Below are 10,256 nucleotides of genomic sequence, written 5' to 3'. Positions count from 1 at the left end.
AATAAAAAATTAATTTTAAATGAGTTTTTAATGCAATTCCCTGATGATGATAACGGCCAACTTTTAGCCGAAATAGCCGCTGCTGGCATTGATTTAAATAAAATGCACCAAGTCGATTTTTTTATTTTATTTGAACAAGAAGCCGATGCTGAAAAATTTGCTAAAGAAATAGTCTCTGATGCATTAGTTCAAAATGCTGAGCTCGAAAAATGCAAAGACACTGGCGTTTGGGAAGTAATCACTCAAGTACAAATGGTGCCAGAGCACACCCTTCTAGGACAAGCAGAGCAATACATTGAAAGTATTGCTAATAGCTTTAATGGATACGGTGATGGCTGGGGATTAATGGACGGTGAAGAAGCTTAGTTGCCTTTTAATTGTATTAGTTCAATGTACTCTATCAGTTAAGCTTAGCGGCTTAACTGATTTGCCTTTCTAAAACCCCCTTTATAGTCAAATAGTTTATCAGCCACTTTCCAACCATACTTTTTGCTTTTTCGTGCAATAACAAAATCCGGTGGTACTAATTCAAATTGTGCGTTTACTACTTGCTCTGCAGTCTTAAAATTAATAGGTGTTTGCCCAAGTCCTACTCGTAGACCAAATTGCTTATTAAATATAAATTGCCCGCCTTTATTTGCGAGGTTATATACCTCATCGCAACTTGCGCCATCTTCATCAAAATACGTTATTTTAATTAAATCGTCTTTAATTTGAGTTACCGATAACCCACTACATCGAAGCACAAGTGCGTCTTTTAAGTTTAATGCATTACGTAGCTTATCATCAGGGTCAGCCATTACCGCGCCGCAATCATGGCATTGTCGTGCAGCAATATCATTTTGAGCGCCGCACTGCTCGCATTCTTTAAATCTAAAACGATAATCGCACTGCTCTTTATGGCCACTATCGTCTTCTAACAACCCTTTACATCGCCTGCCAAAGTGCTCTATTACTTTTCCAGCAGAATCAGTTTTACCCCAAAATATATTAGCAAACCCACAACCTGGGCAAAGTACCTGCACAGGCTCGTTATCACTATCGCCTTTTTTATCACCCACTTCAGGGTGAAATAAATTAAAACCATTGCCGGCATAATCTATTACTAAGCAATCCGTTTTCGATTCAGATAACCTTAAACCTCGCCCCACAATTTGCTGATATAAACTAACCGATTCTGTAGGGCGTAAAATAGCAATAAAATCAACGTGCGGCGCATCAAAACCTGTAGTTAATACCGAAATATTAACTAAATACTTTAATTGCTTAGCTTTAAATTGCTTAATGATTTTATCGCGCTCAGTGTTTGGCGTATCACCTGTTATTAGCGCACTTTGATGAGCTGGTAGGTAGCTTAATATTTCCTGAGCATGCAATACCGTGGCGGCAAAAACCATAACACCTTCACGCTGCTCACTGTATTGAATTACTTGCTGTAATATAGCTTTCGTTGCGCGCTCACTGTTTTTTAAAAGCGCATTCATGTCATCAGTTGTATATTGCCCAAATGCATTGCTATCTAAGGACGAAAAATCATAATGGCTAATTGCTGCATCAACTTCGTTAGGCGGCGTTAAATAATTATGTTTGATCATATACCTGAGCGGCAATTCAAAAATACAACTTTTAAACGGGCTTTCTTTAGTCCCTTTAACAAAGCCATGATAATGATGATGGTATATCCACCCCGTTCCTAGCCGATAAGGTGTTGCTGTTAAACCCAATACTTTTAACTGAGGGTTATATTCTTTTAAACTACTTATTACTTTTCCGTACTGGCTTTTTTTATCCCCATTTACTCTGTGGCATTCATCAATAATAAGTAACGAATAATGCTCATTTAATTTATTTAAATTACGAGAAAGTGATTGCACACTGGCAAAGGTTACTTGATGGTTTAATGACTTTTCTTTTAAACCTGCTGAAAATATACTCGCCTCTAAACCAAAACTTTTATATTTTTGCGAATTTTGCTCTACCAACTCTTTTACATGAGCAAGTACTAATATTTTTTGCTTAGCAATACGGGCAAGTTCAGCAATAACCAAACTCTTACCTGCGCCGGTTGGTAGCACAATAACGGCAGGATCATTACTCTTTCTAAAGTGTAAAACGGTTCGTTCTACGGCTTCTTGCTGGTAAGGTCTTAGTTTATAGCTCATGGGAAAACAAATAGGTTTGAGTGAAGAGATTTTAGCAAATAATAGCTGGGAGTTTTAAACTTTAATTATATTTTATTGAGGGGGAAACAAAAAAGAGAAGCCGAAGCTTCTCTTATATTTAGCTTTAAGCTAAAAACTTCTCAAGCTCAACACCTTCAAACGCTTTAGGACGACGGCCACGGCCTGTCCATTCAATAGTCTCACCATTAAGTTCCATGCGGTACTTAGGCTTAACTTTAGTACGTTTGTCAGATGCTCCATCTTGTAAATCTTCTAGCGTAAGTCCTTTTTCTTTTAAAAGATCCAAAACTTCCTGTTTCGCTTTTTGCTGCTGGGTATATTTTGAAATTGCATCATTGATAAGCTGTTGGGCTTTTTCAAGATCCGTTAATGATGCTGTTTTAATAAAAGATCGGACTTCTTTCATTTATATCTCGCTAAATTGTGTGATTAGATTTATTTAAATATTCTTTTTTAGTATAAGGGTATTTTTCAAAAATAACTACGACACATAATTTATTAATGTATATAAAATTTATTTATAAAAAAACCGCGATTAAAATCGCGGCTTTTATCATTTTATATAAATAATAATTAGAACTTAGTAGTAAAGCTTAACTGGAAATAACGACCAGTAACATCATAAGCTTCACCAACAGTGTTTATACCTGATGCTCCACTTACAGAACTTTGGTTTGCTACAGGAGGTTGCTTATCAAAAACATTTCGAACTGACAAAGTAACGTCTGTTCCATCAGTGATGTTATAAGTACCTGATAGATCATGATAAATAACAGTCGGGAAGCGATTAAACTTTTCTAAAGGAGCACCAGTTGAGAAATTTTGGTTTCCTTCAATATTACTATCATTTGAACTTGCCCAGTACTTCATGCGCCATGATACTGCAAAGTCATCAACTGCATAGCCTAAATTTAAATTTGCACGATTAGTAGGAGTTAATACTTCACCTCTGTAATCTATCTCTTCACCAGATTCAATTGATGTTTCAGCATACTCATACAAATGATTCCAAATCAAGTCAGCTGATAATTGCCCGTAAGCAAATTCTTGTTTATAGCTTAATTCAATATCCAAGCCTTTTGTGCTTAAATCATTTTCATTGCTAGTACCAGAGCTAACTTCTGTCAAAGCACCTCTTGTATCACGTATTGCCCCACCACATGTCGCATCAAAGTCTGATGGATTAACACCGTAGCATCGGTTTAATACCGTTGTTCTAGCAGTGGTAGCAATAGCGTTATCTACAGCAATATCGTAGTAGTCAAGCGTTAATGAAAATTCATCAGTCACTTGCCAAATAGCGCCAACACTAAATGAATCAGATGTTTCTTCTTTTACATCTTCATTACCACCAACATAACCGCCAGTGCTTTGACGTTCAATAGTTGTTAAATTGAATGCGCCTTCAGTAGCAACTCGATTAGCCACTTCAGCGATAGAAAGACAGTTAGCCGCTACATTTCCGGTAGATGATGCAGTAATTGCATCACATGGATCTGCAACACCTGAAAATGTTTCACCTCTACCACCGAATAAATCAGCAATATTTGGAGTTCTAATAGCTCGCGCTGCTGATGCTCTTAATTTTACTGTATCTGTAGGAGAGTATTGTACACCTGCATTCCATGTTGTTTGTCCACCAACAATTTCATGATCTGAATAGCGAGCGGCTAAATCTAGTTCAACATTTTCGAGAACTGGTAATACAGTTTCAACAAAAACATCGTTAGTGTAGAAGCTACCATTCGTAGGCTCAGATTTATTTGTACTTGAAGCACCAGTTTGCGCTAAATCACCTGGAGAGTATGAACCTTTTTCAAGACGATGTTCTGCACCAACTGCTAGACCAACCATACCACCTTCTAGCTCAATTGGTAATTCACCTGAAAGGGTTGTTGAAAATATAAATTGCTCAACTTGACCTTGAGATTTTGCAGGTGATCTTACATATGCAACAGCTTCATCAGACAAAGTTCCTGCACCGAACAAATCTAAAGGCACACATCCTTGAAGTACTGCTAAATCATTAGAACATTGGACGTTACCTTCTGCGTTAGTGTATACATCTAATGCATTTGCAGCACGTTCAACATTTATTTGACCACCATTTTCTTGGCGCTGGTCAGTTTTACCCCATGAAATATAAGAGTTTAAAAGCCAGTTGTCATTAATTTCCCAATCTATACCTGTCGCAATACGGATAGTATCACGCTCTAAATCTGTTGAACGAGCACCAAACTCAACCATACGGCGAACTAACGTTGGAATATTATTATCCATTGTTAAATCGGGATTATCAGACATTAAATTTTGGCGTAAAAGGTCTGGAACTAAAGGGCTTCCCAGTTTAATCCCACCAACGCCACCACGTGAAGGTAGATATACATCATCCGTAGTAAAAGGAGTTGGTTCAATAGTCGAGTTGTATGTTTTAGATGAATTCCAGTTTACTTCCGTGAAAGAGTGAACACTATCTGAAATATCTTGTTTAAAATTAACTGCTGCGTATTTACGCTCAAGCGGAGTAACTAACTGTCGGTAAGAAGCACGATTGAATGAATTCTCATCACCTACATAAGGTGTCCCATCTGCATTGTATGCGCCAACACGGCCTTGAGGCGGATATGAAGAATTCTGAATACCAACATATTCACCACCCTCATCATTCAAAAATATAGCTTCATCATATCTTGAGAAGTCTCGATCGGATGACTTCAGACCTTTATCATCATCATATCCAGCAGCAATTGTTACACTACCTGAATCCCAACTATTACCAGCAGTAAGGTTTAAAGAATATTTTTCGCGATCAGACTCATCTGAAACACCTGTTTGAGCGTTAACTTCAACACCTTCAAAATCGCTTCGCGTAATAATGTTCACAACACCAGCAACAGCATCTGAACCATAAATCGCTGAAGAAGCACTTTTAAGAATATCAATACGTTCAATCATTGATGCTGGTATTGCATTTAAGTCAACCGCATAACCACTTGATGGAGAAACGCCTGATACAAAGCGACGACCATTCACTAATACTAATGTTCTTGAAGAACCTAAGTTACGTAAAGATGTAGTGTTAAGACCAACGCCTGTAGTACCAAATGCACTATTTGATTGGTTTGAACCAGCAATAGTGACCGGGGATTGATTCAAAACATCAGCTACATTCAATGCGCCCATTTGAATAATATCACTTCGGCCAATTGATGTGATTGGCACGGTTGTTTCAATATCAGTGCGCTTTATGCGTGAACCCGTTACTTGAATACGCTCTACTTTTTCAACACCTTCGTTTGCAGCGATTGTGTTCATAGAAAAAACAGCTGTAGATGCTGCACCAAAAGCAATCGCTAAGCGAACAGCTTTTGAAACTTGATTATTTAACATTGGATTCTCCCTAGAATACTATTTTAATTGTTTTGCCTTCAAAAACGGTCTGTAATTAATCACAGTACCTATTTTGATTCGAATAGTAGTCCTAACTTATGCAAAAGGTCAACACTTGGCTAACCAAATAAAACTCTTTATTTACAAAGCTTTAAAGTAACAAAAAACAAACACAATGCTCTTTTTGCATTATTGCATTATTGCAAAAACTTGATTTAGAATAAGTGCTATTTACTGAAGAAATCATATCTAAGTCTCGCCTCAAACAAGTTACTTACTTCCTTATTGTGGCGAATTATGTAGGTGTAAAAGCATGCAAAAAATAAATTACCTACATAAAATTAACAAAAATGATTGAGACAACTATAGCTATTCAACTATCTGAAAAAGTACTACTTGGCCTTTCTAAAAAAGAAAAAATCCATAAAGCTATATGTTCATTGATTTCAAAAATCGCACACCGATGGCAGGCTAACTAAAATAGCTGAGTCACTTTTTGTAGTAATTACTATTAAATATGTATAAATGCTTAGTCTGTATTTCAGAAAGTCGGCGAGGTAGGAGTGTTAATAACTCCTTATATAGATAAAGACGCTATGCGAGTGACGCAAGCTTAATACTGAAACGAAAAAATGAAAGAGCTGCTGTTATGCGTGATGTAATGTGATGCTGCTGATAGCTTTAAAACTCAAAGATATTAAAGCACCACCCTATTCATCAGATTAGAATATAATAAATTTAGAATAGGCTTTTAAAGGATACGAAGACGTTGTTAACGTAGCTTTGAAGTACGTAACCTCTTTATCAAAAAAAGTAATTGGCGTATCAGATATGATCAAGGTTGAGGCCTGTACTACCCAAGAATATATCCAATCACCACATTTTCAGCTTAAGTAATGAAAGATAATCTTTTGTTGGTATCCATTATGTTTTTAAACTTCTGAAGAACCGCTAAGTAAATCCAACAATTTCCAGTCTAAAGAAACGTAATATCAACTAGATGTAAAAATTTTTGCCTAGTTATAGCGAAATTTACTTATCGTTAAATAAACCCCATATATAAGCCGGTTCGTATAAAAACATATTAGGGCAAGTAAAACATAAAAAAGCCTACTGAAATTTCAGTAGGCTTTAATATTAAACACTTTCGTTTATAAACTTATTTACTAAAGATATTAGAAACGTAAGTTTAGTCCTAAGTTGAAACGTCTGCCGTATACGTCGAAAAACTCACCATCATCGTATGTGCCAGGGTTTCTAGGAGGTGTAATATCAAATAAGTTTGAAACACCTAATCTTACTTCAAGCATTTCGCTAACAGTATAACGACCATTTATTGACCATTCTGTATAAGAAGGAACATCATTATAGTTGTTATTTTCAGCAGTCCACTCTCTGTCTAATACTGTTGAATGACGGTATTTACCAATCATACCTACGTATAAATCATCGTAAGTATAGCCTACCGTTAGGTTACCCTGCCAACGAGGGTATCTTACTTCACCAACTGTAGGTGTTGGTTCATAGCCTTCGCTAGAAACATCTGTATTAAACTCTCTATGCTCAAGGTAACTTGCTAGTAAACGGAAGTTAAATGAACCGTAGCTCGTTTCATACTTGTATGTACCTTCTAAATCAACACCCTTAAGAGAGTAAGATGCTAAGTTATATGGTCCATTACGAACCTCAGAAATATCAAGAGTCGTAGGATCACGGTCAACTAAGTCACAAGCACTATTATCTAAACTAGACGCTTCGTAACAATCATCAATAACACGCTGTGCACCTAAAGAGTTAATTGCATCTTCAACGTCAAAACTCCAATAATCTGCAATTAACGTGATATTTTCAGTTGGGGTATAAATTACACCAAATAATGTATCGTCAGACGTTTCTTCTTGAAGGTTTGCATTACCTGAATTCACACTTGGCGGAGTAACACTACGCCAATCATCAGATGGTCTCCAATCTCCAACTGTAGTACCTGGATTTGGAATGCCTGCAGCTTGACAGTTAGCAATTAAGTTTGCTTTTTTGCTATCACTCGCTGTAGATATATTAGTTTGGTCACATGGATCGCCATAAGACGCGAATGACTGAGTACCAGCAGAATAAAGTTGAGATAATGATGGAGCACGAACCGACTTAGACTTTGTACCACGGAAACGAAGTTCATCGTTCATTGCATAGTTAAAGCCTACCTTCCAAGCTACATTATCGCCCACTGAAGAGTAATCCATGTAACGAGCGGCTAACTCAAGGCTTAATGAATCAACAAATGGTGCATCCACTAATAATGGTACTGACATTTCAACACCAATTTCATCAACTGTAAATTCACCATCCCATGCTTTTACAAAGTTACCAAACACTAGATTATTCTGCATTGCTGCACCAGGTTCATTAGAACCAGTTTCTTTACGATGCTCAGCACTTAAAGCAAAAGAAACACCACCGGCAGGCATATCAAAAGCATAACCTGAAATAACACCACCAATAACTTGCTGCTGTTTAACTTTAGAAATTGATGCTGAGGTAGTAACGTAATCTAAAGCTTCTTGAGATGCACCATTAAGACCGAACAGGCTCAATGCCTGACAACCATCTAACGCACCAACTAAAGAACCATCTGAATCACGGTCTGCACAACGAATTGCTCCGTCAATTTCTACCGCGTCAATAGCCTTGTTAAAGTTCTCAGTAAGGAATTCACCGTTCCATGTAGTGTCGTTTTTATTGCGACCGTAACTAAAATATACTTCGTAATCGAACTCTTCTAGTAATAACCCTTGGAAAGAAAGAGTTGTATTAAGTGTTGTACGATCATCTTCATAGGTACGATTACCGAAACCCGAAGCTAGCTTATAAATTGTAACTGAATCTCTACCAGCTTCATCTAGTTGTGCTTTAGCAGCTGGGTCTAAAAATGCATTATCTGAACGAATCGATTCAGCAAGGAAAATTGGGCTACTTTCTGCATAAGCACTTGCTTTTGAAAAAGAAACTTCAAAATTCATTGAATGATCGTCAGCATAATTATTTACAATGTTTGTAAAAACATTAAAACGATTAAGTGGTGTTGCAAGATCTTGATGTTCAATAAATTTGTAACCATTAGAGAAGCCGTCACCAAAATATCTAAGTTGATTATTCGGTGCAGGTCTTGTTACACCACCAACTGCAACGGGACTAAATTCACCATTATCACCAAATACAACATGGCCATCAGGTAAGAATGCATCACCTGCGCGATCGTAATAGCCTAGTGTTTGCAAACCGGCAAACTCACCTGTAGCTAAGATATTCTGTGGAATTCCATCTGTGTCAGAAACATTATCAGGGTTTAACATTCCAGAAACTGGGTTACGAAGAAAGTCACGGTCTTGAGCTTCAAGCTGTTCTGTTTCTGAGTAAGATAAGCTCGTAATAAAACTTATTTTGTCGCTTTCACCACCAAATGTGAATGAAAAAGACTCTTCTTCACCACCACTTTGTTCTGTAATAGATTTTTTGTAGTTGAAGTCCATAGTATCTTGAGACTTTTTCAAAATAATATTAACTACACCCGCAATTGCATCTGAACCGTAAACTGCTGACGCGCCGCCATGAACAATATCCATACGTTCAATCATTTCAGTCGGAATGCCGTTTAAATCTACCGCAGGATTATCTACAGAAGCACCTACGTATCGACGACCGTTTACAAGTACTAAAGTACGGCCTTCTCCAAGCTGACGAAGATCTGTAGTATTTATACCCGCACCAAAAATAGTGTTAGTAGTTGTTGTAGGTGCAGAGCCTACGCCAGATGAAGGCAGTTTTTGTAACAAATCTGATATGTTTGTGATGCCGGCATTAGACAGCTCTTCGCCGGTGATTGTAGTTACAGGAGTAGGTGAAACCTCTGAGAAGCGCTTAATACGTGAACCTGTAACTTCTATACGTTCTACTTTTTCAACGCCTTCTTCTGCCGCAATTGAATTTGCAGCGAAAACAGCCGTTGATGCTGTACCAAAAGCAATCGCTAAGCGAACTGCCTTTGAAATTTTATTGTTTAACATTTGATTCTCCCTAGAATACTATTTTATTATTTATGCTTAATTTTTAAAATTAATGCGCAATAAAGCCACTTAATAAGACTAAAAATGCCTATATGAAGGTACAGTAGGACTTTATTGTGTGACGGATGATAGTACTAGAGAAACAAAGAGGTCAACACATTATTAACTTTAAACCAGCAAAAATAACAAATGTATCTTTCACCATTACATTAAAACCAACAGTAAGCAGCTGATTTTATTGAAAAAGTAATATGTGTATATTTAAAGCTTATATCACCTTAAAATAAAACACTTTAATAACAATAACTTGAATGTTTGTAAAGATTTGTAACAAAGCATCATTAAAATATATAAAAACATTCATATTTAGTAGAAATATCTAAAGCTGCAGGTTTAAAAAAGTGTCTCTTTTATTTAAGGTGAAATAAAAAATAACCTTACTATCAATTAGATAACCTCACTTTTATACCTTAATAATAAGATGTATATGCGATTACTTTAGTCTTTTCGAGTATATGACTTATAGTATGCTTGTAAAATTTATTATAGGAATGGACCCAATTAATGTGTAAACATGCATAATTACTTACTCCTTCCTTATTTTGCAATCTGAGTTGTAAAT

5 protein-coding genes are annotated in these 10,256 nt (G+C 36.6%); 1 reads left to right on the top strand and 4 read right to left on the bottom strand.

What is annotated here, in order from left to right:
- Window positions 1-30 precede the first annotated feature (30 nt).
- Complete coding sequence (locus tag I6F45_RS08320; RefSeq protein ID WP_165725436.1) at window positions 31-366, top strand: ribonuclease E inhibitor RraB; 336 nt, start codon at window positions 31-33, stop codon at window positions 364-366.
- A gap of 44 nt (window positions 367-410) precedes the next feature.
- On the opposite strand, the gene I6F45_RS08315 is transcribed toward I6F45_RS08320, so the two are convergent.
- The 4 genes from I6F45_RS08315 to I6F45_RS08300 form a co-directional block, all read right to left on the bottom strand.
- Window positions 411-2,162: a DEAD/DEAH box helicase gene (locus I6F45_RS08315; RefSeq protein ID WP_197119524.1), complete on the bottom strand. Its 1,752-nt coding sequence runs from the start codon at window positions 2,160-2,162 to the stop codon at window positions 411-413.
- 124 nt (window positions 2,163-2,286) lie between these two features.
- Window positions 2,287-2,589, bottom strand: coding sequence for an H-NS histone family protein (locus I6F45_RS08310; RefSeq protein ID WP_007586043.1), 303 nt, complete (start codon window positions 2,587-2,589; stop codon window positions 2,287-2,289).
- Between the two features lie 167 nt (window positions 2,590-2,756).
- Complete coding sequence (locus I6F45_RS08305; protein ID WP_165741699.1) at window positions 2,757-5,573, bottom strand: TonB-dependent receptor domain-containing protein; 2,817 nt, start codon at window positions 5,571-5,573, stop codon at window positions 2,757-2,759.
- Between the two features lie 1,175 nt (window positions 5,574-6,748).
- A complete protein-coding gene (locus I6F45_RS08300; protein ID WP_165741827.1) occupies window positions 6,749-9,634 on the bottom strand; it encodes a TonB-dependent receptor plug domain-containing protein in 2,886 nt (961 codons plus the stop codon).
- Window positions 9,635-10,256: the final 622 nt, after the last annotated feature.

The sequence above is a fragment of the Pseudoalteromonas sp. SWYJZ19 genome (assembly GCF_015864375.1).
Taxonomy (GTDB): Bacteria; Pseudomonadota; Gammaproteobacteria; order Enterobacterales; family Alteromonadaceae; genus Pseudoalteromonas; species Pseudoalteromonas arctica.
The sequence above is the reverse complement of the archived record's forward strand: the minus strand, read 5'-3'. Positions and strand labels throughout refer to the sequence as shown.